At 70.0% G+C, this 25,513-nt stretch carries 27 protein-coding genes and 1 tRNA gene; 20 read left to right on the top strand and 8 right to left on the bottom strand.

The genetic code is table 11. From position 1 onward, the window contains the following. Positions 1-13 precede the first annotated feature (13 nt). Positions 14-679, top strand: a complete 666-nt coding sequence (locus tag Q0833_RS05160) for a DUF998 domain-containing protein (protein ID WP_298430934.1) — start codon at positions 14-16, stop codon at positions 677-679. Positions 680-685: 6 nt separating this feature from the next. On the opposite strand, the gene Q0833_RS05165 is transcribed toward Q0833_RS05160, so the two are convergent. After that, on the bottom strand, positions 686-1,564 hold the full coding sequence (locus tag Q0833_RS05165; protein WP_298430935.1) for an ArgP/LysG family DNA-binding transcriptional regulator: 879 nt from the start codon (positions 1,562-1,564) through the stop codon (positions 686-688). Between the two features lie 69 nt (positions 1,565-1,633). Between Q0833_RS05165 and Q0833_RS05170 the strand changes: the two genes are divergently transcribed. The 3 genes from Q0833_RS05170 (at position 1,634) to Q0833_RS05180 (ending at position 3,913) form a co-directional block, all read left to right on the top strand. Beyond that, positions 1,634-2,230, top strand: a complete 597-nt coding sequence (locus tag Q0833_RS05170; RefSeq protein ID WP_298430937.1) for a LysE/ArgO family amino acid transporter — start codon at positions 1,634-1,636, stop codon at positions 2,228-2,230. A 47-nt stretch (positions 2,231-2,277) separates the two neighbouring features. Further along, a complete protein-coding gene (locus Q0833_RS05175; protein ID WP_298430939.1) occupies positions 2,278-3,174 on the top strand; it encodes a DMT family transporter in 897 nt (298 codons plus the stop codon). Between the two features lie 73 nt (positions 3,175-3,247). Continuing rightward, the gene (locus tag Q0833_RS05180) at positions 3,248-3,913 is read left to right on the top strand and encodes a thermonuclease family protein (RefSeq protein WP_298430941.1); all 666 of its coding nucleotides are present in this window, start codon (positions 3,248-3,250) and stop codon (positions 3,911-3,913) included. 42 nt (positions 3,914-3,955) lie between these two features. Here the strand turns inward: Q0833_RS05180 and Q0833_RS05185 are convergent, their stop codons facing one another. The 3 genes from Q0833_RS05185 to Q0833_RS05195 all read right to left on the bottom strand — a co-directional run bounded on the left by Q0833_RS05185 (position 3,956) and on the right by Q0833_RS05195 (position 7,118). Continuing rightward, positions 3,956-4,411, bottom strand: coding sequence for a CoxG family protein (locus Q0833_RS05185; RefSeq protein ID WP_298430943.1), 456 nt, complete (start codon positions 4,409-4,411; stop codon positions 3,956-3,958). Between the two features lie 48 nt (positions 4,412-4,459). After that, a complete protein-coding gene (locus tag Q0833_RS05190) occupies positions 4,460-5,839 on the bottom strand; it encodes a short-chain fatty acyl-CoA regulator family protein (RefSeq protein ID WP_298430945.1) in 1,380 nt (459 codons plus the stop codon). A 61-nt stretch (positions 5,840-5,900) separates the two neighbouring features. Further along, the gene (locus Q0833_RS05195) at positions 5,901-7,118 is read right to left on the bottom strand and encodes a multidrug effflux MFS transporter (RefSeq protein WP_298430947.1); all 1,218 of its coding nucleotides are present in this window, start codon (positions 7,116-7,118) and stop codon (positions 5,901-5,903) included. A gap of 221 nt (positions 7,119-7,339) precedes the next feature. Between Q0833_RS05195 and Q0833_RS05200 the strand changes: the two genes are divergently transcribed. The 10 genes from Q0833_RS05200 to Q0833_RS05245 all read left to right on the top strand — a co-directional run bounded on the left by Q0833_RS05200 (position 7,340) and on the right by Q0833_RS05245 (position 14,363). After that, positions 7,340-8,872, top strand: coding sequence for an acyl-CoA carboxylase subunit beta (locus Q0833_RS05200; protein ID WP_298430949.1), 1,533 nt, complete (start codon positions 7,340-7,342; stop codon positions 8,870-8,872). Beyond that, positions 8,869-9,234, top strand: a complete 366-nt coding sequence (locus Q0833_RS05205; RefSeq protein ID WP_298430951.1) for a hypothetical protein — start codon at positions 8,869-8,871, stop codon at positions 9,232-9,234. Before Q0833_RS05200 ends, Q0833_RS05205 begins: the two co-directional genes overlap by 4 nt. Next, the gene (locus tag Q0833_RS05210; protein WP_298430953.1) at positions 9,231-9,620 is read left to right on the top strand and encodes a DUF6497 family protein; all 390 of its coding nucleotides are present in this window, start codon (positions 9,231-9,233) and stop codon (positions 9,618-9,620) included. Before Q0833_RS05205 ends, Q0833_RS05210 begins: the two co-directional genes overlap by 4 nt. 100 nt (positions 9,621-9,720) lie before the next feature. After that, positions 9,721-9,852, top strand: a complete 132-nt coding sequence (locus tag Q0833_RS05215; RefSeq protein WP_298430955.1) for a hypothetical protein — start codon at positions 9,721-9,723, stop codon at positions 9,850-9,852. Between the two features lie 243 nt (positions 9,853-10,095). After that, positions 10,096-10,239: a hypothetical protein gene (locus Q0833_RS05220; protein ID WP_298430957.1), complete on the top strand. Its 144-nt coding sequence runs from the start codon at positions 10,096-10,098 to the stop codon at positions 10,237-10,239. Between the two features lie 81 nt (positions 10,240-10,320). Then, positions 10,321-10,710: a hypothetical protein gene (locus tag Q0833_RS05225; RefSeq protein ID WP_298434983.1), complete on the top strand. Its 390-nt coding sequence runs from the start codon at positions 10,321-10,323 to the stop codon at positions 10,708-10,710. Positions 10,711-11,017: 307 nt separating this feature from the next. After that, positions 11,018-11,224 carry a hypothetical protein gene (locus tag Q0833_RS05230; RefSeq protein WP_298430959.1) on the top strand — a complete coding sequence of 69 codons (207 nt, stop codon included), beginning with the start codon at positions 11,018-11,020 and terminating at the stop codon, positions 11,222-11,224. 90 nt (positions 11,225-11,314) lie between these two features. Next, positions 11,315-11,509, top strand: a complete 195-nt coding sequence (locus Q0833_RS05235) for a hypothetical protein (RefSeq protein WP_298430961.1) — start codon at positions 11,315-11,317, stop codon at positions 11,507-11,509. A 108-nt stretch (positions 11,510-11,617) separates the two neighbouring features. Further along, complete coding sequence (locus tag Q0833_RS05240; RefSeq protein WP_298430964.1) at positions 11,618-13,645, top strand: acetyl/propionyl/methylcrotonyl-CoA carboxylase subunit alpha; 2,028 nt, start codon at positions 11,618-11,620, stop codon at positions 13,643-13,645. A gap of 43 nt (positions 13,646-13,688) precedes the next feature. Further along, a complete protein-coding gene (locus tag Q0833_RS05245; protein ID WP_298430966.1) occupies positions 13,689-14,363 on the top strand; it encodes a hypothetical protein in 675 nt (224 codons plus the stop codon). A 127-nt stretch (positions 14,364-14,490) separates the two neighbouring features. Here the strand turns inward: Q0833_RS05245 and Q0833_RS05250 are convergent, their stop codons facing one another. After that, on the bottom strand, positions 14,491-14,952 hold the full coding sequence (locus Q0833_RS05250; protein WP_298430968.1) for a DUF4174 domain-containing protein: 462 nt from the start codon (positions 14,950-14,952) through the stop codon (positions 14,491-14,493). 168 nt (positions 14,953-15,120) lie between these two features. On the opposite strand from Q0833_RS05250, the gene Q0833_RS05255 reads away from it, so the two are divergent. The 5 genes from Q0833_RS05255 to Q0833_RS05275 all read left to right on the top strand — a co-directional run bounded on the left by Q0833_RS05255 (position 15,121) and on the right by Q0833_RS05275 (position 20,622). Beyond that, positions 15,121-16,107, top strand: coding sequence for a hypothetical protein (locus tag Q0833_RS05255; protein ID WP_298430970.1), 987 nt, complete (start codon positions 15,121-15,123; stop codon positions 16,105-16,107). Next, positions 16,028-18,193: a methylmalonyl-CoA mutase gene (gene scpA, locus Q0833_RS05260; RefSeq protein ID WP_298430972.1), complete on the top strand. Its 2,166-nt coding sequence runs from the start codon at positions 16,028-16,030 to the stop codon at positions 18,191-18,193. The genes Q0833_RS05255 and scpA overlap by 80 nt, the downstream gene beginning before the upstream one ends. A 73-nt stretch (positions 18,194-18,266) precedes the next feature. Continuing rightward, positions 18,267-18,341 (top strand) — tRNA-Gln (locus tag Q0833_RS05265). A 117-nt stretch (positions 18,342-18,458) separates the two neighbouring features. Further along, complete coding sequence (locus tag Q0833_RS05270) at positions 18,459-19,433, top strand: quinone oxidoreductase (protein ID WP_298430974.1); 975 nt, start codon at positions 18,459-18,461, stop codon at positions 19,431-19,433. A gap of 145 nt (positions 19,434-19,578) precedes the next feature. After that, positions 19,579-20,622, top strand: a complete 1,044-nt coding sequence (locus Q0833_RS05275; RefSeq protein ID WP_298430976.1) for a Gfo/Idh/MocA family oxidoreductase — start codon at positions 19,579-19,581, stop codon at positions 20,620-20,622. Here Q0833_RS05275 and Q0833_RS05280 read toward each other — a convergent pair. Next, positions 20,574-21,779 carry an NAD(P)/FAD-dependent oxidoreductase gene (locus Q0833_RS05280; protein WP_298430978.1) on the bottom strand — a complete coding sequence of 402 codons (1,206 nt, stop codon included), beginning with the start codon at positions 21,777-21,779 and terminating at the stop codon, positions 20,574-20,576. The two genes, Q0833_RS05275 and Q0833_RS05280, sit on opposite strands and share 49 nt — an antisense overlap. 109 nt (positions 21,780-21,888) lie before the next feature. Between Q0833_RS05280 and selD the strand changes: the two genes are divergently transcribed. Beyond that, entirely contained in the window at positions 21,889-24,051 is a 2,163-nt protein-coding gene (selD, locus tag Q0833_RS05285) for a selenide, water dikinase SelD (protein WP_298434986.1), read from the top strand. On the opposite strand, the gene mnmH is transcribed toward selD, so the two are convergent. Next, positions 24,048-25,094 (bottom strand): tRNA 2-selenouridine(34) synthase MnmH, encoded by a 1,047-nt coding sequence (gene mnmH / locus Q0833_RS05290; RefSeq protein WP_298430980.1) that lies wholly within the window; start codon positions 25,092-25,094, stop codon positions 24,048-24,050. The two genes, selD and mnmH, sit on opposite strands and share 4 nt — an antisense overlap. Beyond that, positions 25,094-25,513 (bottom strand): type II 3-dehydroquinate dehydratase, encoded by a 420-nt coding sequence (gene aroQ / locus Q0833_RS05295; RefSeq protein WP_298430982.1) that lies wholly within the window; start codon positions 25,511-25,513, stop codon positions 25,094-25,096. The genes mnmH and aroQ overlap by 1 nt, the downstream gene beginning before the upstream one ends.

Below are 25,513 nucleotides of genomic sequence, written 5' to 3' on the forward strand. Positions count from 1 at the left end.
GAGGATGCCCGCCATGGACGCCAATCTCGACCCCCGCGACATCCCCGAGAATCCCGGCGACCCGCTCCCCGAGCATCCCGACATCCTGCGCGGGATGGCTTGGATCGCCATCGGCGGCTGTGTGATCTTCACCCTCTCTATCCTGATCGCCGATTTCGTCGTGCCGCATCACGACTGGATGGCCGACACGATCAGCGACCTCGGCGCGGGCGAATACGAGTACATCGTCGATATCGGCATCTACTGCTTCTCGGCCGCGCTGATCGCCTGCGCGGTCGGCGCGTCCCACGCCCATCTCGGCGGGCGCGGCTGGACGACCGGCATCTACGGGCTGATCGTCACGGGGCTGATCGTCTTCCTCGTGGGCGCCCGCAACGAATACGGCGACCAGGATCAGGACGGCACCGTCATCCACATCTACCTCGTCTATGCGCTGGGCGTGGCCTTCGCGATCATCCCCTGGGCCATGTCCTACGGCGCGGGCGCGATCTCGTCGCGGCTGGGGCTCGCCTGCAAGACGGCGACCGTGCTCTGGATCCCGATGGCGCCGATCTTCTTCTTCCTGCCGGACAGCATCGACGGTCTCTACGAGCGGGTGCTCGGCGGCATCACATTTCTCTTCGTGATCGCCATCGCCCTGACGCTGCGGGGCCGCGCCGCGGCAATCGAGGCGCGCTGATCCCGCTCAGCCGTCGGACCGGATCAGCGCCGCCCGCGCCGCGCGCCGCATCGCGCGCGTTAGCGGCGACAGCACCTCCGCCATCGCGCGCCCGACCTGCCAATGGAGCGGCGTGTCAAGCGGCGTGTCCGCGATCATCTCGACCAGCCGCCCCGAGGCGAGATCGCCCGCGACCGCGACCTCGGGGTTCAGCCCCCAGCCGAGCCCCGCGCGCGTCGCGTCGGTGAAGGGCCCCGGCGCTGGGATGCGATGCGCCGGCGGCGGCCTGCCCGGCGCGTGGGAGGCAAGCCAGCGATGCTGGAGCGCGTCCATCGACGTGAATTGCAGGACCGGCGCCGCGGCGATGGCCGCTGCCGTCACGCCATCCGCGAAATACCGGTCCCGAAAGTCGGGCGTGCAGGTCGCGCGGTAGCGGAGCGCGCCCAGCGGATGCGCCAGGCAGCCGGTGATCGCGCGCGCCTCGGAGGTGACGGCCGCGCTGACCTCGCCCCGGCGCAGCGCGTCCGCCGTGTGATCCTGATCCAGAACGACGACGTCGAACCGGAAGCCCGGCGCATCGGCCAGCGCATCGACGGCCCATGTCTCGAGGCTGTCTGCATTGATCGCAACGGTCACCGGGCGCGGGCCCGCCGTCGCGCCCAGATCGGCGGCGAGGTCGGCCTGCAAGGCTGCGACATCGCGCGCGTGGCGCAGAAGGCGCAGGCCCAGGGGCGTCGCTTCGGCGGGCCGCGTGCGCGTCAGCACCGGGCCGCCCGCCGCCTCGGTCAGCGTTCGCATCCGCTGGCTGATGGCGGGCGGGGTGACGCCCAGCCGTGCCGCGGCCCGCTCGAAGCTACCGGTCTCGATCACGGCGGTCAGCGTCTCGAGCAGGGCTGGCGCAAACATAAACGTTTCTTATCCGACACGTCCGATCCTAAATTGCGTATTTCTCGTCGGGCGTCCATTCCCGCCCCCATGACCGCCTCGCTCCTCTCCGGCTTCGGCCTCGGCCTCTCGCTCATCTTAGCCATCGGCGCGCAGAACGCCTTCGTCCTGCGCCAGGGCCTCCGGGGCGAGCATGTCGTCGCCGTCGTTCTCGTCTGCGCGCTCTCCGAAAGCATCCTCGTGACCTCCGGCGTCCTCGGCTTCGGCGCGCTCGTTTCCGCCGCGCCCTGGATCGTGCCGGTCTTCCGCTGGGGCGGCGCGGCGTTCCTGGTGGCCTATGGCGCACGCGCCGCGTGGTCGGCCTGGACCGGTGGCGCGGCGCTCGCCGCCGAAGGGCAGGGCGGGGACCTGCGCCGCACCGTCCTGACCGCGCTCGCGATCACCTGGCTCAACCCGCATGTCTATCTCGACACGGTGATGCTCCTCGGCTCGATCTCGACGCAGGCGCCGGTGCCGCTCGCCTTCGGGGCGGGAGCCATCGTCGCGGCCTGGGTCTTCTTCGGCGCGCTGGGATTCGGCGCGACGCTCCTCCGGCCGCTCTTCGCCCGCCCCGCGGCGTGGCGCGTGCTCGACGCTTGCATCGCGCTGGTGATGTGGGCCATCGCGGCGGGCCTCCTCCTCGGCTGAGACCCGGCCCCCTTGCCATCGCCCGAACCCGGGCGCAGGGAAGGGCCATGACGACGCCGTCCCGCCCGCTGCAAGGCATCCTGTGGATGATCGCGACCGGGCTCTGCTTCATCGCGGTCACGGCCATCGTCAAATACGCCGCCCAGGACCTCCCCGCCGCCGAGGCCGCCTTCCTGCGCTACCTTCTGGGGCTCGTCTTCCTTCTGCCGGTCGCGCGCACGCTGCTGTCCGAGCGCGTGTCGCTCGGCGATCTGCGGCTCTTCGGGCTGCGCGGTCTCGTCCACGCGCTGGGCGTGATCCTTTGGTTCTACGCCATGACCCAGATCCCCATCGCCGAGGTCACGGCCATGAACTACCTCAACCCCGTCTACGTCACGCTCGGGGCCGCGATCTTCCTCGGCGAACGGCTGGCCATCCGCCGCATCGTCGCCGTCCTCGTGGCGCTCTGCGGTGTCGTCGTGATTCTGCGGCCCGGCTTTCGCGAGATCGAGACGGGGCATCTCGCCATGCTCTTCACCGCGATCCTGTTCGGGGCGTCCTATCTCTGCGCAAAACCGCTCTCGGGGCGCTATTCGGCGGCAATGGTGGTGGCGATGCTGTCGATCACGGTAACGATCGGCCTGGCGCCCTTCGCCTTCGCCGTCTGGGTCACGCCGACGCCGACCGACATCGCCTTCATGTTCGCCGTCGCCTTCTTCGCCACCGCCGGGCACTATGCCATGACGCGCGCCTTCGCGGCCGCGCCGATTTCGGTCACGCAGCCGGTGACGTTCCTCCAGATGGTATGGGCGGTGCTGCTGGGCTGGCTCGTCTTCTCCGAGCCGCCGGACGGCTTCGTCATCCTCGGGGCGGGGATCATCATCGCCTCGGTCAGCTTCATCGCATGGCGCGAGGCACGGCTCCGGCGGCAGGTGACGCCCTCCTCCTACGCGACCAAGGGGTAACCGGGCCACAGGTGTTAACCTTTCCCTAACGTTGCCGCTTGAACCGGCGCGATCCGGGGGGCATCTCCCGGCCATGTTCAGACTTTGTTCACTCCTTCTGGCCGGCGCGCTCGCTGCGCTCCCCGCCGCCGCCGAGACCCTCTCCGGCCCGATCCGCGTAATCGACGCCGACACCATCGATATCGGCGCGGCCGCGAATATCCGTCTGGTCGGCATCGACGCCGCCGAGGGCGAGCAGACCTGTCGTGACGGGGCCGAGATCCTGCCCTGCGGCCGCATCGCGACCGATGCGGCGCGGGCGTTGTATCAAGGCCTTACGGCGCGTTGTTCAACCGAAGGGCGCGACCGGTTCGACCGCTACCTTGCGCGGTGCCGGGTCGGTGGCGTCGAGATGAATGCCGAACTCGTGCGTCTCGGCCTCGCGCGCGTCTACCGCGACGACCCCACCTATTTCGAGGAGCAGAAGGAGGCCGTCCTGATGGAGCGTGGCCTCTGGCGCTACGACATGCAGGACCCGGCCGCGTTCCGGGCCGAGGCGCGCGCCACACGCGCCGGTGACGCGCCGTCCGCGACCGGCACCTGCGCCATCAAGGGCAACATCTCGGGCAACGGTCGCATCTACCATATGCCCGGACAGGAGTTCTACGACCGCACCCGGATCAATCCCGCGCGGGGCGAGCGGATGTTCTGCACCGAGGGCGAGGCCCGCGCCGCCGGCTGGCGCCGCGCGCAGCGCTAGGGCCGGGCGCCAGAAATCTTCGGCGAAGATTTTTCGCCCGCGTCAGGCGCTGGCGTCGGTGCCCTCGACCTGCGCCTGGAAATTCTCGAAGAACTGGTCGGCCATCTTGGCCGCGAAGCTGTCGATCAGGCGCGAGCCCAGCTGCGCGATCTTGCCGCCGACCTTGGCGTCGACGGCATAGCTGAGCGCCGTGCCTTCGGGCACTTCGGCCAGCCGCACATCCGCGCCGCCCTTCGCGAAGCCCGCGACGCCGCCCTTGCCCTCGCCCGCGATGCGGTAGCTTTCGGGCGGGTTCACGTCCGAGAGGGTGACCGCCCCCTTGAACGTCGCCTTCACCGGACCGACCTTCTGCTTGACCACCGCCTCGAACCCCTCCTCGGGCGAGCCGGTCAGCTCCTCGCAGCCGGGGATGCAGGCCTTCAGCGTTTCGGCATCGTTGAGCTTGGCCCAGACGATGTCGCGCGGCGCGGCGATGGTACGGGTGCCGGTCAGTTCCATGTCTCACTCCCTCGGTTCCGCCCAAGACTTGGCGCGGACGCGCGCGCGCTACAAGTCGTAAGGCAACCGCCCGCGATCATCGGGGTCGATGCGCACCGGACGCTCCAGCGGCGGGACGGCGCGCTGGGCGCAGGCGACGCGCTCGCAGATCCGGCAGGAGATGCCGATCGGCTCGAACCCCGATCCGAGGTCCAGCCCATCCGCATAGACCAGATGGCGCGCGTGCTTGACCTCGCAGCCAAGCCCGATCGCCTGCCGCCGCGTCGGCGCGCCGAAGGATCCGCCCGGCTTCGAGACGTCCCGCGCCAGGCAGAAATAGCGCACGCCGTCCGGCGTCTCGGCCAGCTGCCGCAGGAACCGGCCCGGCGTCTCGAAGGCGGCATGCACATTCCAGAGCGGGCACGCCCCGCCGAACCGCGCGAATTGCAGCCGCGTGGCCGAATGGCGCTTGGTGATCTGGCCCGCGGGATCGACGCGCACGAAGAAGAACGGCACGCCCTTGGCGCCCGGCCGCTGCAGGGTCGAGAGGCGGTGTCCGACCTGTTCGAGCGACGCGCCGAAGCGGCGGGCCAGCGCCTCGAGGTCGTGGCGGAGCTCGGCCGCGGCTGCGCGGAACGTAGCATAGGGCATCAGCGCGGCCCCTGCGAAGTAGTTGGCGAGGCCAACGCGCGCGATGGCGCGCGCATCGTCGGAGGCGAAGCGCCCCTCGTCGAGGATCGCGTCCAGAAGGTCCGCGCGCGTCACGAGGGCGAGCTGGTGGAGTTGCTGGAATCGCAGGGTCGGCGCGTCGGCACGGGCCGCGAGCGTCAGCGTTCCGGCTCCCGCGTCGTGGTGGCGCAGGCGGTCGCCCTCGGCCAAGACGACGCGGATGTTCCGCCGATCCCAGACCCGCGCGAGCCCCGCATCGACGTCGGGCCCGAGCTTGCCCGCGACCTCTTCAGCGGCCCGGTCCAGCGCGTCGAGATAGTTGTCGCGGTAGTGGAAGAAGTCGCGCACCTCCTCCCACGGCGAGGGCGCCGACAGACCCGTCTGCCCCAGCGCCGCGTCGAGCGAGGCCAGCCGCTCGGCCCCGTCCCGGTAGGCGCGGTGCAGCGTCAGGAACGCGCGGGCGAGGCCGGGCGCGTTCAGTCCAGCCATCCGCAGATCGGCCAGCGGTACGGCATCGGCGAAGATCGGGTCGGCCAGCGCCTCGCGCATGTCCGAGACGAGGCGTTCGTCGTCGCCCGCACCCAGCTCGGTCACGTCGAAGGCGAATTCGCGTGCCAGGGCCAGCAGCACCGTCGTCGAGACGGGCCGGTTGTTGTTTTCCATCTGGTTGAGATACGGCAGCGAGACGCCGAGGCGCGCGGCGAAGTCGGTCTGGGTCAGGCCGAGGCGGGTGCGGACCTCGCGAAGCTTCGCCCCGGCATAGAGTTTCGGCGCAGCCATGGCGTCCCCCTGTTTGCAAACCCGCGCTTAGCAGGCTTAGCAGGTAGGGGTCGAGAGTCTGTCAGCCCGCTCCGGCCAGCCGGGCGTTCCGCCGGATCGTCAGCACCGTCGCCGTGACCGAGGCCGCACCCGACGCCACCATCAGGATCACCAGCGGCAGCGCGCCGCCGCCGAAGCCCAGAAGCCAGCCCGCGATGGCCGAGAGCGCGGCACCTCCGCCGATCATCATCGCCCCGCCCAGCCCGCTGGCCGTGCCCGCGAGATGCGGCCGCACCGAGAGCATGCCCGCCGTGGCGTTCGGGATCACGAGGCCATTGCCAAGCCCCACGAAGGTCATGAACCCGAAGAAAACCCAATGCGAGGTGAAGCCCGAGAGCGTCAGTACGAGGAGAAGCGAGAGGCCGAATACCTGCCCCAGCGCGCCCCATAGGATCATCCGGTCGATCCCGAACCGCTGCGAGAAGCGGCCCGACAGGCCGTTGCCCACCAGGTAACCCAGCGCCGGCGCGCCGAAGAAGAGGCCCAGCGTCGCCGGGTCCATGCCGAAGACCTGCGTGCCGACAAAGGGCGCGCCGCCGAGATAGGCGAAGAACGCGCCCGACGCGAAGGCCGAGGACGCGCAATAGCCCCAGAAGCGGCGCGAGGTCAGGAGTTCGGGATATTCGCGGACCTGGTCGCGGAACGAGCCGCCGGTCTTGGGCGCCGTCTCGCCGAGATCGGTGTATGTCACGACCCAGAGAAGCGCCCCCGCCCCGAGCAGCAGCCAGAAGTTCGCCTGCCAGCCAAACCAGCCCTCGAGGACGCCGCCGATGGCCGGGCCGACCATGGGCACGACCGACATGCCCATCGTGACGTAGCCGAGCATCGAGGCGGCCTTGTCCTGCGGGTAGAGGTCGCGCACGACCGCGCGGCTCAGCACCATGGCGACCACGATCGCGGCCTGCGCCATGCGGAAGGCGAGGAAGATCTCGACCGTGGGCGCGAAGATGCAGCCGACCGTCGCGATCATGAAGAGCACGAGCCCCGTCAGGATCACCGGGCGACGGCCGTAGCGGTCCGAGACCGGCCCGACGACCAGTTGAAGGACGGCGTTCACCGCAAGGTAGAGCCCGACCGAGAGCTGGATCAGGCCGTAATCGGCAGCGAAGAATTCGGCCATCGCGGGCAGCGACGGCAGGAACACGTTCATCGACAGCGTCGAAAGCCCCACGAGTGCCACGAGCGTGAGGATATGCGGCGGCGTGCGGGCCGCTGGTGCGGTGTCGGTGAGGATGGCCATAGGGTGGGAGATATGCCGCAAAGCGCCGCGCGTCCAACCCGGTCGTTGCACAGGCGGGTGTGCGCGATGCGCGGCGATGGCGGACGCGGCCACGGCGCCGCGGGTTTTGCTGATTTGCAGATCAGGGGCGGGTGCTGACTCCGCCTTTGCAAATTATCCAGATCGGGCTTTTCCGCCCCCGGCCGCGCGCGTAGGCATGGGGAAACGGGAGGGTCTCTGCCATGAAGGACATACTCGGAGAGCTGGAGGCGCGGCGCGACGAGGCGCGGCAGGGCGGCGGCCAACGCCGCATCGACGCCCAGCACGCCAAGGGCAAGCTGACCGCGCGCGAGCGGATCGAGCTTCTGCTCGACGACGGTTCGTTCGAGGAGTTCGACATGTTCGTGGCCCACCGCGCCACGGATTTCGGGATGGCCGAGGACCGGCCCGCGGGCGACGGTGTCGTCACCGGTTGGGGGACGATCAACGGGCGTCTTGTCTACGTCTTCAGCCAGGATTTCACCGTCTTCGGCGGCTCGCTCTCCGAGACGCACGCCCAGAAGATCTGCAAGATCCAGGACATGGCGATCCAGAACGGCGCGCCGGTCATCGGGCTCAACGACTCGGGCGGCGCGCGCATCCAGGAGGGGGTGGCCTCGCTCGCGGGCTATGCCGAGGTGTTCCAGCGCAACATCGATGCATCCGGCGTCATCCCCCAGATCAGCGTCATCATGGGACCGTGTGCGGGTGGCGCGGTGTATTCCCCCGCGATGACCGACTTCATCTTCATGGTGAAGGATTCGTCCTACATGTTCGTCACCGGCCCCGACGTCGTGAAGACGGTCACGAACGAAGTCGTCACCGCCGAGGAGCTGGGCGGCGCGGTCACCCATACGAAGACGTCCGGCGTGGCCGACGGCGCGTTCGAGAACGATGTCGAGGCGCTGGCCGAGGTGCGGCGGCTCTTCGATTTCCTGCCGCTCTCGAACCGCGAGATCCCGCCGGTGCGGCCATTCTTCGACAGTCCCGACCGGATCGAGGACAGCCTCGACACGCTGATCCCAGACAATCCGAACGCGCCCTACGACATGACCGAGCTGATCGCCAAGCTGGCCGACGAGGGTGATTTTTTCGAGATCAAGGCCGCATTCGCCAAGAACATCCTGACGGGCTTCATCCGCATCGAGGGGCGCACGATCGGCGTCGTCGCCAATCAGCCGATGGTGCTGGCCGGCTGCCTCGACATCGACAGCTCGCGGAAGGCCGCGCAGTTCGTGCGGTTCTGCGACGCCTACGACATCCCGCTGCTGACGCTCGTGGACGTACCGGGCTTCCTGCCGGGGACGAGCCAGGAATATGGCGGCGTCATCAAGCACGGCGCGAAGCTGCTGTTTGCCTATGGCGAGGCGACGGTGCCCAAGGTCACGGTCATTACGCGCAAGGCCTATGGGGGGGCCTATGACGTCATGGCGTCGAAGCACCTGAAGGGCGATTTCAACTATGCCTGGCCCACCGCCGAGATCGCGGTGATGGGGGCGAAGGGCGCGGTCGAGATCCTCTACCGCTCCGAGCTGGGCGACGCCGAAAAGATCGCGGCGCGCACGAAGGATTACGAGGACCGCTTCGCCAATCCGTTCGTGGCCGCCGAGAAGGGTTTCATCGACGAGGTGATCCAGCCGCGCGCCACTCGCAAGCGCATCGCCCGCGCCTTCGCCTCGCTCCGCCACAAGCGGCAGGAGCGGCCGTGGCGCAAGCACGACACGATCCCGCTGTGAGCGGATGGATCCCCGACGGGCGCGGCTGGCAGGCCCGCCGAGACGGCGCGACCTTCGCGTTGACGCGGCGGGTGCCCGTGCGCTGGGATGTGGCAGCCGAGACGCGGCTGCCCGATCTGGGGCGGCGGCGACTGGCCCATGCCGTGCGGCAGGACCTCTGGCGGGCCCTGCGTGATTTGCGGGGGTTCGCGCCCGCCGTCGAGGTGACGCGCGACGCGGGTGGCTGTCACGTCCGCGCCGGGGGCCGGGTCGAGGGCGCCGTGACGGTTGGGCTGACGGCACGGGTCGCGGCGGTGCTGGCCGATCCGGACCTGCGGGCCGGTTGGGTCCGCGCGGCGCGGCATCGGGAGAGAGCGGCATGATCGGACGGAGCATTCTCGCGGCGCTGGTCCTGGCCGGGCCCGCCGCGGCGCAGGACACCATTCCGTCCGGCCAGGCCGTCGTGCTCTGGCAGGTGCTCTGGGAGCGCGTGGAGGGGCAGGGGACCCAGGCGATCCTGCGTTTCATCGCGCCCGGCGTCGCCCGCGACGGCGGCACGGTGGATTTCGAGGCGGCGCAGGCCGACATGGACTGGCTCTGCGCGACCCATGCCGTGCCGATCGCCGCATTGCCCCATGCGCGCACCGAAAGCGTGCTGGTCAACCTGATGGACCGGCCCGTGCCGCGCGGCGCGACCGATCCCGAGGCCCAGCAGTTCTTCACCGTCTACACCATCGAGAACGGCGCATGTTCGCCGGAGGCGTTCTAATGCAGGTTGAGGAACCACGTCGTCCGGGTATGTGTTACGGTCAGGGGGGAGCCGCGAATCCGCACCGCATCCCGACCCGAAACGACAGGAGAGAGACTCTATGCGTAAGCTCATCAAGACCGTCGCCGTTCTCGGCATCACCGCCACCCTCGTTGCCTGTGGCGCGCCCGCCGAAGAAGAGATCGTCTTCGTCGAGCCGGTCACCGTCGACCCGGTTTCCACGAAGTTCTGATCGCGCGACGGGCCGCGCGCACGCGTCCGGCCCGTCCGCCCACCGGGAACAATCCCGGCGGATCGACGCCATTGATGCCACGTCGCCACAAGGGCCCCATGCAACTGGGGCATTTCTGGGGCACCCGTATCGCGGTGATCTGACGTCTGATAAGTTCTCCACAGGCCGCAGCCATGCGGTCCGCATCACGGGCGGCGTGAGGGTTGAACCCCTCGCGCCGCCCGTCAACGTCAGGAGACCTGGATGTCCAACGTCATCAAAGCCGTCGTCGGTCTGGCCGCGCTCACCGCGCTGTCGGGCTGCTTCCTCTCGAATCCCGAGCCGGAAGAGATCATCATCGTCGAGCCCGCACCCGTCGTGGTCGAGCCCGTCAGCGGCAAGTACTGATACGCGCACGGGGCGGGGCTTCGACCTCGCCCCGGCCACCCCGACCGCGGGCGCCGCGACATGAGCGGCGGGCGCGATCCGATGCACAAGCATCGCGGTTTTCCGGGCCGTCTTCCGGGCACCGATCTCCAGTTCACCATCCGGCGCGCGAACCCCAAGGGCGTGACGCCTCTGAAGCGGCTCGAACGCTACCGCGACCGGCGCCATACCGATCGGCTGGCGGACGCAGCGTTTCTCGGCGCGCTCTGGGACCATTTCGAGGACCAGCCTTTCGAGCGCGGCAATCTCGACGCCGGACGACTATCCTGGCTCTTCGGGCGCGAGGTGGTCCCGGCGGAGGAGCCGTTCGATCCCGCCTCCTACGACGCGATGCTCCGGATCGACGAGCGTCAGGCCCGTGCCTCCTTTCCGGACGTGTTCGCCGAGGATGATGCGCCATCGGGCGATACGGATGACGAGGATTGGGCGTGAAGGCGCCGATCCGGACCCCCCATGGGCGGAGGAGCGCCGATGGCGCCGAGCGCGCCATTTTGCGTTTTGACGTGCGCCCCGCCCGGCGCAGCGTGACGTCGTGCCCCACCGGCCCGATCCTCTCCGGGAGATGGCCGGACACGCACGAGTGGAACCGTACCCCTTCCCCTCCCGGACGATGGGTCTGCCTGCGGGCCGAGCCATCGTCCGGACCCTTTTCCGACTGCGCCATACAGGCAGAAGCGCGGCGGTTCGGGGGAGGATGCGGACCCGCTCTGACAATAACGAAGAAGGCAGGAGCAGTTCCATGTTCAACACACCCATTCGGGCCGCCGGCATCGTCGCCGCGCTGGCCCTGTCCGGCTGCATCGGGACCGATGTGGAGCGTGCCGCGGGCGGCGCGGTCCTCGGCGGACTCGGCGCCAAGGCGCTGGACGGAAACGTCGCGGCGGGCGTCCTCATCGGCGCGGCCGGCGGCGCGCTGGCCGACGACGTGGCGGATTGGGGGCGGTAATCCGCCACGGCCGCGGAACTTTTCACGCGGCCTTGCAACCCGGTGCCAAATCGGTGCGTTACGGTCAGGCATAACCTACGGAGATTTTCCATGCATCGTACCTTCATCGTGCCCGCCATCGCCCTCGTCACGCTGCTCGCAGCTTGCAACACCGGCTCGGATCTCGAGCGCGCGGCCGTCGGCGGCCTCATCGGTTGTGCCGTGGGCGAGATCGTTCAGGACGGCGCATGTGTCGCGGGTGGTGCCATCGGCGCCGCGGGCGGCGCGCTGGCCAACGACATCTGATCACCGGCCCCTCGGGGCCGCCGAAACCAGCTTCGGGGCTGTCCGGTCATGTGACCGGGCGGCCCTTTTTTGCGTCGGCCCGGCGGAAGACCGGGCGAGGGGGACCGCATGTTCGAGAAGATCCTGATCGCCAACCGGGGCGAGATCGCCTGCCGCGTCATCAAGACGGCGCGCCGCATGGGCATCAAGACGGTGGCCGTCTATTCCGACGCCGATCGCAATGCGCTGCACGTCAAGATGGCGGACGAGGCGGTGCATATCGGCCCGCCGCCCGCCAACCAGTCCTATATCGTGATCGACCGCATCATGGATGCCATCCGCCAGACCGGCGCGCAGGCGGTGCATCCGGGCTACGGCTTTCTCAGCGAGAACCCGAAATTCGCCGAGGCGCTGGAGGCCGAGGGCGTCGCCTTCATCGGCCCGCCCAAGCGCGCGATCGAGGCGATGGGTGACAAGATCACGTCGAAGAAGATCGCCCAGGAGGCAGGGGTCAGCACGGTGCCCGGCCATATGGGCCTGATCGAGAACGCCGATGAGGCGATCCGCATCTCGGGCGAGATCGGCTATCCGGTGATGCTCAAGGCCAGCGCGGGCGGCGGCGGCAAGGGCATGCGGATCGCGTGGTCCGAGGACGAGGTGGCCGAAGGCTTCCAGGCGTCGAAGAACGAGGCGGCGTCGAGCTTCGGCGACGACCGCATGTTCATCGAGAAATTCGTCACCCAGCCGCGCCATATCGAGATCCAGGTGCTGTGCGACCAGCACGGCAACGGCGTCTATCTGGGCGAGCGTGAGTGTTCCATCCAGCGCCGCAATCAGAAGGTTGTCGAGGAGGCGCCGTCACCGTTCCTCGATCCCGAAACGCGCCGCGCCATGGGCGAGCAGAGCCTCGCGCTGGCCCATGCGGTCGGCTACGCCAGCGCGGGCACGGTCGAGTTCATCGTCGATGGCGACCGCAATTTCTATTTCCTCGAGATGAACACCCGGCTTCAGGTCGAGCATCCGGTGACCGAGCTGATCACCGGCGTCGACCTCGTGGAGCACATGATCCGCGTCGCCGCGGGCGAGACGCTCGCTATGGCGCAGGAGGATGTGACCCTGACCGGCTGGGCGATGGAGAGCCGTCTTTACGCCGAAGATCCCTATCGCGGCTTCTTGCCCTCGATCGGCCGGCTGTCGCGCTACCGCCCGCCCGCCGAAACCGAGGGCTACCTGCCCGGCACCGCCGGTGGCGCGGTGGGCGACGTCGTCGTGCGCAACGATACCGGCGTCTACGAGGGCGGCGAGATCAGCATGTTCTACGACCCGATGATCGCCAAGCTCTGCACCTGGGGCCCGGATCGGGCAGCGGCCATCGCGGCGATGCGCGACGCGCTGGATGGGTTCGAGGTCGAGGGGATCGGGCACAACCTGCCCTTCCTCAGCGCGGTGATGGACCACCCCAAGTTCGTCGCGGGCAACATGACGACCGCCTTCATCGCCGAGGAATATCCTGACGGGTTCGAGGGCGTGGACCTGCCCGAGGATCATCTGCGCCGCATCGCCGCCGCCTGCGCCGCGATGCACCGGGTGGCCGAGATCCGGCGCACCCGCGTGTCGGGCCGGATGGACAACCACGAGCGAAAGGTCGGCTCGGATTGGGTGGTGACCTTGGGCGGCGCGCGATTCGAGACGGTGATCGCGGCCGATCCCGACGGCTCGGACGTGACGATCGAGGGCGAGACGCTGCGCGTCACCGGCGCCTGGACGCCGGGCGACGCGCTGGCCCGGATGGAGGTCGCGGGCGCGCCCGTGGTGATGAAGGTCGGCAAGATATCGGGCGGGTTCCGCATCCGCACGCGCGGCGCGGACCTGCGCGTCCATGTCCGCACGCCCCGGCAAGCCGAGCTGGCCGCGCTGATGCCCGAGAAGGTGCCGGCGGATACCTCGAAGCTGCTTCTCTGCCCGATGCCCGGCCTGATCGTGCGCGTCGACGTGGCCGAGGGCGACGAGGTGCAGGAGGGGCAGGCGCTGGCCGTGGTCGAGGCCATGAAGATGGAGAACATCCTGCGCGCCGAGCGCCGCGGCACCGTCTCGAAGGTCAATGCGGCGGCGGGCGACAGCCTCGCGGTGGACGACGTGATCCTCGAGTTCGAGTAGGCGGGTGCAGGACGGCTGGCCCATTTTCCTCGGGGCGGTGGCGGTGTCGGCCGTCATCCTGTTCGGCTTGTCCGCCGGGTGGTTCGAGGGCCTGAGCGCACGGGCGCTGAGCGACTGGTTGCGGGGGCTGGACGCGCGCATCTGGCAGGCGGTGATCGCCGGCTTCTTCGTGGCGGCAGGTTGGCTGGTGAACGGGTGGCAGAACCGGCGGGTTGCGGCCAAGCTGCGGGCCGAGCGGCTGCGCGATGCGCACCGCGCCATCTTCGCCGAGATCGACGCGAACCTGTCGAACCTGCTGGACGAAGGCGCATTGCGGCGGGCGGGCGCGCAGATGGTGCGGCGGATGCGGGCGGACGCGGGTTTCGTGCCCCTTGTCCCGCGCGAGAAGCATGACCGGATCTTCAGTGCCCTCGAGGCCGAGATCCATATCCTGCCCCGGGTGACCATCGACCCGATCGTGGCCTATTACTCGCAGCTCGGCAGTCTGGCCGACCATGTGGAGGACATGCGGGACGGCACGTTCACCATCCTGTCAACGCGTCGGAAGATCGCGATGTATCTGGATTATCTCTACATGAAGATCGCGGCGTTACGCCTTGGTCGCAAAGCCGTTTGGCTGATCGAGGTCTACGCGCGCGATGGCAAGGATGCGGCCGAAGCGGAGGTCCGGCGGCTGAACGTCAGTAGCCTTCGGGCCGGGGCCCGGTCCGGCCGGTGACCGGCGGGGTCGGAACATACGGGATGTCGTCCGGCGAGGCCTGGCGGGGTGTGGCTGTCTTGGACATGGCGTCCTCCTTGGACAACAACATAAGCGTCGGCCGGGTGCGTCGCAACTCCTGCAGCACCTACGACCCCTCGCGCAACTCGCGCTGGCGCATGGGCATCTTGTCGATCGAGCGCGACAGCTCGCGCGTTGTCCAGGGCAGGGGCTTGCGCAGTTTGACCTGCCCGTCCTTGCCGATCAGCACCAGCATGAAGCCGCGCGGGCGCAGCCGCGTCCGCAGCTCCGACCGGGCGGCGGGATCGGTGTCGACGACGACCACCACGTCCCGGTCGACCATCTCGGAGAGCCCGTCCTCCAGCTCGCCCATCTGTTCGATGAAGGCGGGGTCGCGCGGCGAGTTGGCGAAGACCACGACGGGCCGCGCGGCATACAGGAACTCCGCGAGGTCGATCTCGGTCGCGTCGAAGACGAGGGTCGGATCCTCCTCCCACGCGGCCAGCGGATCGAGCGTATCGGCCGCGTGCCCGCCCGCGCCGAAGGTCAGGGCGGCGGCGAGGATCGGCAAAAATGTCTTGAGCGTCATGGGCGTCCGTGTCCGTGCGGTTGCCCTAGATATAGGGGCACGGGCGCGCGGGGCGAAGGCCCCACGTCACGGATGCGGCGCTTTTGCCTTGAATTCGCGGGTTAACGCGCCGGTCAGGCATGGTGGGGCAGGCTCCGGGCCGACCCGATATCGCGCCCCGGAGGTTCCATGCCGCGCCTGACCCAGACCCCGCCCGTTACCCTTCACCTCGGCGCCCATCGCAGCGCGTCCTCGTCACTGCAGCGCCTCCTCGAGCGCAACGAGACCCATCTGGGCCGCTGCGGCACCGCCATCTGGACGCCGCGCCGCACCCGCGCGGGCCTTCTGACCGGCGTGCTGGGCGATCCGGGCCGCCAGGAGGCGCGGCGCGACGCCGCGGCACATCGCGCGGCGGGCCGGGTGGCGATGCTGCGCCACGAGATGTCGGGCCAGGGCATGAGCCGCCTGATCGTCTCGGACGAAAACGGCTTGGGCGGCCTGCGCGAGAACGTGTTGATGGCGCGGCTCTATCCGACGGTGTCGGGGCGGTTGGCCCGCTTGTCGCTGGTCCTGCCGGGGATCGACCGGGTGTGCCTCTGCATCCGTTCGCCCGACAGCTGGTGGTCCAGCGCCTTCGCCTTTCTCATGACGCGCGGCTTCGCGCCGCCCGACCGCGCCACGCTGGACGCCATCGTGGCCGCGCGGCGCGGCTGGCGTGACGTGATCGCCGACCTTGCGGCGGCGTTGCCGGATGCGCGGCTCACGGTTTGGGACTATGATGGCCTGGGCGGGCACCCCGAGACGGCCTATGCGCATATGACGGGCCACGCGGCGCGCTACGCCGATGCGGGCCGGGTGAACGCGTCGCCGGGCCTGGCCGATCTTCGGGCGCGCCTGCGTGACGAGGGCTGTTTCGAGACCGTCGCCGGCGAGGGCGACCGTTTCATGCCCTTCGCGCCCGCGGCGCGCGACCGGCTCCGGACGCGCCACGCGGCGGATCTCGCCTGGCTGCGCGCGGGCGCGGACGGGCTTGCGACCTATATCGAAGGGGCACGCGACGACGATGCCCCACGGGACGATGGGAAAGGACGACGGCATGAGCGCCAAGGACACCTCCGACAGGACGGACGGCTCGGGCGGGCCGAGGGACAGATGGGCGCGGCTGGCCGAGGGTGAGCTGCGCAACAGGTCGCTGGACGACCTGACCTGGGACACGCTGGAGGGCATTCCCGTCCAGCCGGTCTACACCGCCGACGATCTCGACGGGCTGGACCATCTGGGCACGATCCCGGGCGAGGCGCCGTATACGCGGGGCGTGAAGGCCACGATGTACGCGGGCCGGCCCTGGACGATCCGGCAATATGCAGGCTTCTCGACGGCCGAGGAATCCAACGCGTTTTACCGCCGCGCGCTGGCTGCCGGGCAGCAGGGTGTCTCGGTCGCCTTCGACCTCGCGACCCACCGCGGCTACGACAGCGACCATCCGCGCGTCGTCGGCGATGTCGGCAAGGCGGGTGTCGCCATCGACAGCGTCGAGGACATGAAGATCCTGTTCGACGGCATCCCGCTGGACCAGGTCAGCGTCAGCATGACCATGAACGGTGCGGTGATCCCGATCCTCGCGAATTTCATTGTCGCGGGCGAGGAACAGGGCGTCGCGCGGTCGGCCCTGTCGGGCACGATCCAGAACGACATCCTCAAGGAATTCATGGTGCGGAACACGTATGTGTATCCGCCCGAGCCCTCGATGCGGATCATCGCGGACATCATCGAATACACCGCCGACGAGATGCCGAAGTTCAACTCGATCTCGATCTCGGGCTACCACATGCAGGAGGCGGGCGCGAACCTCGTCCAGGAGCTGGCCTTCACGCTGGCCGACGGGCGCGAATATGTCCGAACCGCCATCGCGCGCGGCATGGATGTCGACCGCTTCGCCGGGCGGCTCAGCTTCTTCTTCGCCATCGGTATGAACATCTTCATGGAGGCCGCCAAGCTGCGCGCCGCGCGCCTCCTCTGGCACCGCATCATGTCGGAGTTCGAGCCGAAGAACCCCAAATCCTCGATGCTGCGGACCCATTGCCAGACGAGCGGCGTCAGCCTGCAGGAGCAGGATCCCTACAACAACGTGGTCCGCACGGCCTACGAGGCGCTGGCCGCCGTCCTCGGCGGGACGCAATCGCTCCACACCAATTCCTTCGACGAGGCGATCGCGCTCCCGACCGAGAACTCCAGCCGGATCGCGCGCAACACCCAGCTCATCCTCCAGGAGGAGACGGGGGTCACCAACGTCGTCGACCCGCTAGCCGGGTCCTACTACGTCGAACGGCTGACGGCCGATCTGGCCGAGGCCGCCTGGACGCTCATCGAGGAGGTCGAGGAGATGGGCGGCATGACCAAGGCCGTGGCCTCGGGCATGCCCAAGCTGCGCATCGAGGAGAGTGCCGCGACCCGCCAGGCCCTGATCGACCGGGGCGAGGAGGTGATCGTCGGCGTCAACAAGTACCGCCGCGAAACCGAGGACGCGATCGACATCCTCGATATCGACAATGACAAGGTCCGCGAAGCGCAGGTCGCCCGGCTGGAGCGCATCCGCGCGTCCCGCGACACGGCCGCCTGCGACGCGGCGCTGGCCGAGGTGACGCGCCGCGCCGCCGAGGGCGGCAACCTTCTGGAAGCGGCGGTCGAGGCGGCTCGCGCGCGCGCCACGGTGGGGGAGATCTCGATGGCGATGGAAGACGAGTTCGGGCGCCACCGCGCCGAAGTGAAGACCCTCGCGGGCGTCTACGGCGCCGCCTACGAGGGCGACGAGGGCTTCGCCGCGATCCAGAAGGATGTGGACGCCTTCGCCGAGGAGGAGGGGCGCCGCCCCCGGATGCTGGTCGTGAAGATGGGACAGGACGGGCACGACCGGGGCGCCAAGGTGATCGCCACGGCCTTCGCGGATATCGGCTTCGACGTCGATGTCGGCCCGCTCTTCCAGACCCCCGAGGAGGCGGCGCAGGACGCCATCGACAACGACGTCCACGTGGTCGGCATCTCGAGCCAGGCCGCCGGGCACCGCACGCTCGCCCCGAAGCTGATCGAGGCGCTGGCCGCGGCCGACGCCTCCGAGATCATCGTGATTTGCGGCGGTGTCATCCCCCAGCAGGACTACGATTTTCTCAAGCGTGCAGGGGTCGCGGCGATCTTCGGGCCGGGCACCAACATCCCCGCCGCGGCGCGCGATATCCTCGGGCTGATCCGGGCCGCACGGGACTGAAACGGGCCGGGTCGCAAGGCCGGATTTTTCCCTTGCGACCCTTTGGACCCTCAACTATCTCACGCCGCACGGTTGGGGTGTGGCGCAGTGGTAGCGCGACGGTTTTTGGTACCGCAGGTCGTAGGTTCGAATCCTACCACCCCAGCCAATCCGCACATCCCCGACAGATCCCTTCCTCCCATGCCGTGCCCGGGTCCTGCACGATCCCGGGCTCGCGCGGCGTCGCGTTCCGGCTATGCTGCCCCGCGACAGCAGGGAGAGTGCAATGGTCAGGACCGTCATCATCGAGGCCGCCGGGGGCGCGGAGCAGTTGAAGCTCGTGGACCGCGAGGTCGGCGCGCCGGGCGCGGGCGAGGTGCGGATTCGGCACCGGGCCTGCGGGCTGAACTTCATCGATGTCTATCAGCGGATGGGCCTCTACCCGCTGGAGCTGCCCCACGCCCTCGGGATGGAGGCGGCGGGCGACGTGGTCGCGGTGGGCGAAGGCGTCACCCACCTGTCGGACGGCGACCGCGTCGCCTATGCCGCCACGCCTCCGGGCGCCTATTGCGAGGAGCGGGTGATGCCCGCGGCTCAGGTGTGCCGCCTGCCGGACGAGGTCTCCTACGAGACGGCGGCGGCGATGATGCTCCAGGGCATGACGGTCGAATACCTGTTCCACCGGGTCACGCCGCTCGGGCGCGGCGACCGGGTCCTGTTCCACGCGGCGGCGGGCGGCGTCGGGCTGATCGCCTGCCAATGGGCCCGATCCGAGGGGATCGAGCTGATCGGCACCGCCGGTGGCCCCGAGAAATGCGCGCTGGCGCTGGAGCATGGCGCGACCCATTGCATCGACTACACCGCCGAGGATTTCGTTGCCCGCGTGAAGGAGCTGACGGGCGGCAAGGGCGTCGACGCGGTGATGGACGGGGTCGGCGCGGACACGTTCGACGGCTCGCTCGACTGCCTGCGCCCGATGGGCTTCATGATCTCGTTCGGCAATGCGTCGGGGCCGGTGCCGCCGGTAAGCCTGCTGACCCTGGCGCAGAAGGGCTCGCTCAAGCTGACGCGGACGACGCTGTTCAACTTCATCGCGCGCCACGAGGACTGCCAGGAGATCGCGGCCCATCTCTTCGAGAAGGTGGCGGCGGGGGCGGTGAATGTCCGGATCGGCCAGACCTTCCCGCTCGGCGAGGTGGCCGAGGCACATCGCGCGCTGGAGGGGCGGCGCACCACCGGCTCGACGATCCTGACGCTCTGAGGACAGGGCCGGGGCCCGGACGGGCGACCGTGCCGGTCCCGTGCGCCATCCGAGAGACGGGCGCGGATCGACGATGCGCTCGCATCCCCGTCCGTGTCCCATTAGGGACGGCATCGGGCGGCAGGGGATCGCCGACGGGGGGATCATGACCGAGACGACACGCATCCTCGTGGTGGGCGCGGGCCTCGTGGGGCGGCGCCACGTCACCGCGATCGGGCAGGTGGCGGGGGCCGCGCTGGCCGGTATCGTGGACCCCGGTCCCGAAGGCGCGGCCTATGCCGCCGGGATCGGCGCGCCCCATTTCGTGGATCTGGATGCGGCCCTCGTGGCAGGGGCGGACGGCGTCATCCTTGCGACGCCCACGCCGCTCCATGTCGGGCAGGGCCTCGCCTGCATCGCCGCGGGCGTCCCGGTCCTGATCGAGAAACCGTTGGCGGTCACGGCGGAGGAGGCCGAACCGCTCGTCGCCGCCGCGCGCGCGGCGGCCATTCCGCTCGCCACAGGGCACCACCGCCGCCACAACCCCCTGATCGCACGCGCGCACGAGTTGATCTCGGGCGGGGCCATCGGCGCGGTCCGGGCCGTGCAGGCGAGCTGCTGGTTCCAGAAGCCCGACAGCTACTTCGCCGAAGCGCCTTGGCGGACGCAGCCGGGTGCGGGTCCGATCTCGGTCAACCTCGCCCATGATATCGACCTGATCCGCCATCTCTGCGGCGAGGTCGCGTCGGTGCAGGCGCAGGCCGCGCCCTCGGCGCGGGGCCACGCCAACGAGGACGTGGCCGCGGCCGTCTTGCGGCTGGCGAACGGCGCGCTGGTCACGATCACGGTCAGCGACGCGATCCCCGCACCCTGGTCGTGGGAAATGACGTCGGGCGAATACCCGATCTATCCGCGCGTGCCCGAAGCCTGCCTGCGGATCGGCGGCACGACCGGCTCGCTCTCGGTGCCGGATCTGACGATCTGGCGGCACCGGGACGACGGAGGCTGGTGGACGCCGCTTACCACCGAGGTGGCTCCGGTCGCGGCGGCGGACCCGCTGATCGTTCAGATCGCGCAGTTCGTCGAGGTCATCCGAGGCCGCGCCGACCCGCTGGTGTCGGGCGAGGAGGGCCTGCGGACGCTGCGCGTGATCGAGGCGATTCAGGTGGCCGCGCGCGACGGCGGCACGGTCGCGCTGACGCCCGCCTGACGCGCGGCCGCGATGGCGCGGCCCGCCGCGACGCCCGACGCCCAGGCCCACTGGAAGTTGTAGCCCCCGAGCCAGCCGGTCACGTCCACCGCCTCGCCTATGGCATAGAGGCCGGGGACCGCGCGGGCCTCCATCGTTTTCGACGAGAGCCCGTCCGTGTCGATGCCGCCCGCCGTCACCTCGGCCTTGGCATAGCCCTCGGTTCCCGTCGGGTGGAAGGTCAGCGCGCTCAGCGCCGCCGCCACACGGTCCAGCGCCGCGTCCGAGGCGTTGCCCAGTTCGGACCCGAGCCCGATGCGGTCGGCCAGCACCTCGGCCAGACGGTTCGGCAGGTGTTCGGACAGGGCGGCGCGCAGACGGGCGCGCGGCATCCGGGTCCGTGCGTCGCGCAGGCGGGCGCCCGCTTCGGGCAGGATATCGAGCGTCACCGCTTCGCCCGGCGACCAATAGGACGAGACCTGCAGGATCGCGGGCCCGCTCAGGCCCTTATGCGTGAAGAGCGCCGCCTCCTCGAAGCGCGCGCCGCCCGCCATCGCCACCGACGGCACGGCGACGCCCGCGATGCCCAGCATCTCGCCCTCGGCCAGGGTGAAGGGCACCAGCGCGGGGCGCGGGGGCACCACCGCCAGCCCGAAGCGCCGCGCGATCTCGAAGGCCACGCCGGTCGCGCCCATCTTCGGGATCGACGGCCCGCCCGTCGCGATCACCAGCGCGGGCGCCTCGGCCCCCGCGACGCGGAAGATGCCGTCGCCATGCCCGATCTCGCCGACCTCGGTGCCGAGCCGGATCTCGACCCCGCCCGCCGCGCATTCTTCCAGCAGCATCGCCACGATCTGCCGCGCCGACCCGTCGCAGAAGAGCTGACCCAGCGTCTTCTCGTGCCAGGCGATGCCGTGCCGCTGGACGAGGTCGAGAAAATCCCACTGGGTGTAGCGGCTGAGCGCGGATTTCGCGAAATGCGGATTCTCCGAGAGGAAGCACTCTGGCTCCACGCCCATATTGGTGAAGTTGCAGCGCCCGCCGCCCGAGATCAGGATCTTCTTTCCTGCCTTCGCCGCGTGGTCGATCACCAGCACCCGCGCGCCCGCCTGACCGGCAGTCGCCGCCGCCAGAAGGCCCGCCCCGCCCGCGCCGAGGATGATCGCATCATATCGCATCCGCGCCTTCTATGCGGCCCCGCGCGCGGCGAAAAGCCATGGCCCCGCTGCCGCATCCGTGATGGCGGCACCGCTGGCCCCCGGCGACCGGGATGCTATGACCGGCCCCATGCGTGTGCCCGATCCGATCCTGACCCGCGACCTCCTCCTGATCGGGGGCGGGCACGCCCACGCGCTGGTGCTGCGGCGCTGGGGCATGGACCCGCTGCCGGGCGTGCGCGTCACGGTGGTCAATCCGGGGCCGACGGCGCCCTATACGGGCATGCTGCCCGGCCATGTCGCGGGGCATTACATGCGGGACGACCTCGATATCGACCTCGTGCGGCTCTGCCGGTTTGCGGGGGCGGCCCTGATCGACGGGGCGGTGACCGACATCGATGCGGACGCGCGAATCGTGCGGATCGGAGACCGGACCGTCGCGTATGACGTGGCTTCGGTCGATATCGGCATCCATTCCGAAATGCCCGAGATCGAGGGTTTCGCCGACCATGGCACGGGGGCCAAACCGCTTGACCGCTTCGCGGCGGCGTGGCGCGCGTTCCGCGACGATGTCCGCGCGGGCCGGACCCCGGCCGAGGTCGCTGTGATCGGCGGCGGGGTCGCTGGCGTCGAACTTGCGATGGCGATGGCCCACGCCCTGCGCGACCGGGCCCCGACCGTGACGGTGATCGAGGCCGAAGCCCGCCTGACGGGCATGTCGGACCGCACCCGCGCCCGCCTGCGGGACGCGATGGCCGACCTGGGCGTCGAGCTGCAGGCGGACGCGCGCGTCGCCCGGATCACCGGCACGGAAGTGGCGTTGGAAGATGGCGCAACCATCCCCGCGCGCTTCGTCACGGGGGCCGCGGGCGCGCGCCCCCACGGGTGGCTCGCGGACACGGGCCTGCCGCTGGTGGACGGGTTCGTGGCGGTCGGCCCGACCTTGCAGGTCGAAGGGCATGATACACTCTTCGCCGCGGGCGATTGCGCGCATATGAGCCACGCGCCGCGTCCGAAGGCGGGGGTCTTCGCCGTGCGCGCCGCCCCGGTCCTCCACGACAATCTGCGCGCCGTCCTGTCGGGACGCGGGTTGCGCCCGTTCAGACCCCAGCGCGGCTACCTCAAGCTCATCTCGCTCGGCGGCAAATCCGCCTTGGCCGAGAAGGCGGGTGTGACGCTGGCCGGGCCGCTGCTCTGGCGCTGGAAGGATGGGATCGATCGCAGCTTCATGGAAAAGCTGACGGACCTGCCCGCGATGTCCTTGCCCGAGCCCAAGGGCCCCCGCGCGCTGGGTGTCGACGATGCGCCCAAGCCGCTCTGCGCGGGCTGTGGGTCTAAGGTGACGGGCGCCGCGCTGGGTCAGGCCCTTGCCGTCTTGCCGGAGGTTCGGCGGGACGACGTCCTGTCGCGCCCCGGCGACGACGCGGCGGTGCTGGCCATAGGCGGCGCGCGGCAGGTCCTGACGACCGATCACCTGCGCGGCTTCACGGGCGATCTGGACCTCATGGCGCGGATCGCGACCGTCCATGCGCTGGGCGATGTCTGGGCGATGGGCGCGACCCCGCAGGCGGCGCTGGCCTCGGTCACGCTGCCGCGCATGTCCGAGCCGCTTCAGGCGCGCAGCCTCGAGACCATCCTCGGGGCGATGGCGGATGTGCTGGGCGACGCGGGGGCCGAGCTAGTCGGCGGCCATTCGACCATGGGCGCTGAGACCACGCTCGGCCTTTCGCTGACCGGCCTCGTCGCCTCGGACCCGATCGGCCATGACGGTGCGCGGCCCGGCGACGCGCTGATCCTGACCCGGCCCATCGGGACGGGCACGATCCTCGCCGCCGAGATGGCGGGCGCCGCACGGGGCCGCGACGTAACCGACATGCTGCATGCGATGGCGCGGCCCCAGGGTGACGCCGTCGCGATCCTGTCTGCGGCGCGGGCGATGACGGACGTGACGGGCTTCGGGCTGGCCGGGCACTTGATGGCGATCTGCCGTGCGAGCGGGGCAGGGGCCACGCTGACGCTCGATGCAATCCCGCTCTACTCCGGGGCCGCGGCGCTGGCCGAGGCGGGGCACCGCTCGACGCTCTGGGCATCAAACCGCGAGGCCGCACCGGTCACGGGCGGGGCAGGTGCGGCGCTGACGCTGCTCCACGATCCACAGACGGCGGGCGGGCTTCTGGCCGCTGTGCCCGAGGGGCAGGCCGACGCTCTGGTGGCGGCGTTGCGTGACGCGGGCCACGACGCGGCCCGGATCGGTGAGGTTACCGAAGCCGCGCCGGGCATCGTCTGCGTCTAGGTCGCGCCGGTCAGTGCCAGGGCCTCGGTCGCGGCGCGCGCGAGGTCGTCGTCGGTGAGGTCGGTCAGCGTGACCTGACCGATGGCCGTCCGGCCCTCGCGCGGGATGCGGTTGTATTTCGGGTCGTAGTGATGCGCGATCAACTCGGCGGCGAGCGCGGCATGACGGCCTTCGCGGGCCAGCATATGCCATGCCTCGATCCGGTCACGCGGTTGGTAGGGGCGCAGGCTGTCGATACGCGGGGTCAGCCGGGCTGCGTCATCCATCAGGTCGGGATATGTCGTCGTCAGGAAGCGCGCGCGGGCCTCGAGCGGCGCCTCCAGCCGGATTACCTCGGCCCGGCCCATCGCCGCCCAGAGCGAGGGCGGCACGCGCAACTGGCCGATGGCATTGCTCTCGGCCTCGACGAAGACGGGCCGCGTGGGATCGGTCTCGGCGAGCAGGGGGAGCAGGCGGCTTTCGAACATCTTCTGGCCGGGCTGCGGCTCGGGCCAGCCGCCGAAATTGGACCCGCGATGATGCGCAAGTCCTTCGAGGTCGAGGACCTGCCCGCCGGCCCGCGCGATATGCTCCAGCAGCACCGTCTTGCCCGTGCCGGTGCCGCCGTCGATCAGCACGATGCGGCGGTCGAGCGGCGTGTCGTAGAGCGTCTCGACCACCGCGCGGCGATAGGCGCGATAGCCGCCGTCGATCGTGTCGGCGCGCCAGCCGACCTGCTTGAGGATCGTTGTGAACGAGCCCGACCGCTGCCCGCCGCGCCAGCAATAGACCAGCGGACGCCAGCCGCCGCCGCGATCGGCCAGCGGCCCCTCGAGATGGGCGGCGGCGTTGCGCGCGACCAGCGCCGCGCCGATCTTGCGGGCGAGGAAGCGGTCCTCCTGCACGTAGGTCGTGCCGACGCGCGCGCGCTCCGCGTCCGACAGCACCGGCAAGTTGATGGCACCGGGAATGTGATCCTCGGCGAATTCCGAGGGCGCGCGGACGTCGATGATCTCGTCGAAGGGCAGGTCGCGCAGCGGCAGGGCCGGAAGCTCGATCGGCATCAGCCGCGGTCGGCGAGCCAGCGCACGGCCACCGGGTAGCCCGCGACGCCGAGCCCCGCGATCACCGCGTCGGCGCGGCCGGAGACATGGCTGTGGTGGCGGAACGCCTCGCGGCGATGGATGTTCGAGACATGGACTTCGACCACTTTGCCCTCGAAGGCGTTCAGCGCGTCGAGGATGGCGATCGACGTATGGCTGTAGGCGCCGGGATTGATGACGATCGCATCGGCGTCGCCGCGCGCCTCCTGGATCCAGTCGACCAGTTGGCCCTCGTGGTTCGATTGGCGGAACGTCAGGTCGGCCGCGTCCAGCGCGCGGCACGTTGCCTCGACATCGGCCAGCGTGTCGCTGCCGTAGATCTCGGGCTCGCGCTGGCCCAGCAGGTTCAGGTTCGGGCCGTTCAGGATCAGGATCTTCAT

The sequence above is a fragment of the uncultured Jannaschia sp. genome, assembly GCF_947503795.1.
GTDB lineage: Bacteria > Pseudomonadota > Alphaproteobacteria > Rhodobacterales > Rhodobacteraceae > Jannaschia.

Coding starts and splice junctions, on each gene's coding strand:
- Q0833_RS05170 (WP_298430937.1), top strand. CDS start 1,634: ATGACCGCCTCGCTCCTCTCCGGCTTCGGCCTCGGCCTCTCGCTCATC.
- Q0833_RS05165 (WP_298430935.1), bottom strand. CDS start 1,564: ATGTTTGCGCCAGCCCTGCTCGAGACGCTGACCGCCGTGATCGAGACC.
- Q0833_RS05255 (WP_298430970.1), top strand. CDS start 15,121: ATGCCGCGCCTGACCCAGACCCCGCCCGTTACCCTTCACCTCGGCGCC.
- Q0833_RS05225 (WP_298434983.1), top strand. CDS start 10,321: ATGCACAAGCATCGCGGTTTTCCGGGCCGTCTTCCGGGCACCGATCTC.
- Q0833_RS05215 (WP_298430955.1), top strand. CDS start 9,721: ATGCGTAAGCTCATCAAGACCGTCGCCGTTCTCGGCATCACCGCCACC.
- aroQ (WP_298430982.1), bottom strand. CDS start 25,513: ATGAAGATCCTGATCCTGAACGGCCCGAACCTGAACCTGCTGGGCCAG.
- Q0833_RS05280 (WP_298430978.1), bottom strand. CDS start 21,779: ATGCGATATGATGCGATCATCCTCGGCGCGGGCGGGGCGGGCCTTCTG.
- Q0833_RS05210 (WP_298430953.1), top strand. CDS start 9,231: ATGATCGGACGGAGCATTCTCGCGGCGCTGGTCCTGGCCGGGCCCGCC.
- Q0833_RS05250 (WP_298430968.1), bottom strand. CDS start 14,952: ATGACGCTCAAGACATTTTTGCCGATCCTCGCCGCCGCCCTGACCTTC.
- Q0833_RS05160 (WP_298430934.1), top strand. CDS start 14: ATGGACGCCAATCTCGACCCCCGCGACATCCCCGAGAATCCCGGCGAC.
- Q0833_RS05240 (WP_298430964.1), top strand. CDS start 11,618: ATGTTCGAGAAGATCCTGATCGCCAACCGGGGCGAGATCGCCTGCCGC.
- Q0833_RS05275 (WP_298430976.1), top strand. CDS start 19,579: ATGACCGAGACGACACGCATCCTCGTGGTGGGCGCGGGCCTCGTGGGG.
- selD (WP_298434986.1), top strand. CDS start 21,889: ATGCGTGTGCCCGATCCGATCCTGACCCGCGACCTCCTCCTGATCGGG.
- Q0833_RS05270 (WP_298430974.1), top strand. CDS start 18,459: ATGGTCAGGACCGTCATCATCGAGGCCGCCGGGGGCGCGGAGCAGTTG.
- Q0833_RS05200 (WP_298430949.1), top strand. CDS start 7,340: ATGAAGGACATACTCGGAGAGCTGGAGGCGCGGCGCGACGAGGCGCGG.
- Q0833_RS05195 (WP_298430947.1), bottom strand. CDS start 7,118: ATGGCCATCCTCACCGACACCGCACCAGCGGCCCGCACGCCGCCGCAT.
- Q0833_RS05190 (WP_298430945.1), bottom strand. CDS start 5,839: ATGGCTGCGCCGAAACTCTATGCCGGGGCGAAGCTTCGCGAGGTCCGC.
- mnmH (WP_298430980.1), bottom strand. CDS start 25,094: ATGCCGATCGAGCTTCCGGCCCTGCCGCTGCGCGACCTGCCCTTCGAC.
- Q0833_RS05175 (WP_298430939.1), top strand. CDS start 2,278: ATGACGACGCCGTCCCGCCCGCTGCAAGGCATCCTGTGGATGATCGCG.
- Q0833_RS05185 (WP_298430943.1), bottom strand. CDS start 4,411: ATGGAACTGACCGGCACCCGTACCATCGCCGCGCCGCGCGACATCGTC.
- scpA (WP_298430972.1), top strand. CDS start 16,028: ATGAGCGCCAAGGACACCTCCGACAGGACGGACGGCTCGGGCGGGCCG.
- Q0833_RS05180 (WP_298430941.1), top strand. CDS start 3,248: ATGTTCAGACTTTGTTCACTCCTTCTGGCCGGCGCGCTCGCTGCGCTC.
- Q0833_RS05230 (WP_298430959.1), top strand. CDS start 11,018: ATGTTCAACACACCCATTCGGGCCGCCGGCATCGTCGCCGCGCTGGCC.
- Q0833_RS05235 (WP_298430961.1), top strand. CDS start 11,315: ATGCATCGTACCTTCATCGTGCCCGCCATCGCCCTCGTCACGCTGCTC.
- Q0833_RS05220 (WP_298430957.1), top strand. CDS start 10,096: ATGTCCAACGTCATCAAAGCCGTCGTCGGTCTGGCCGCGCTCACCGCG.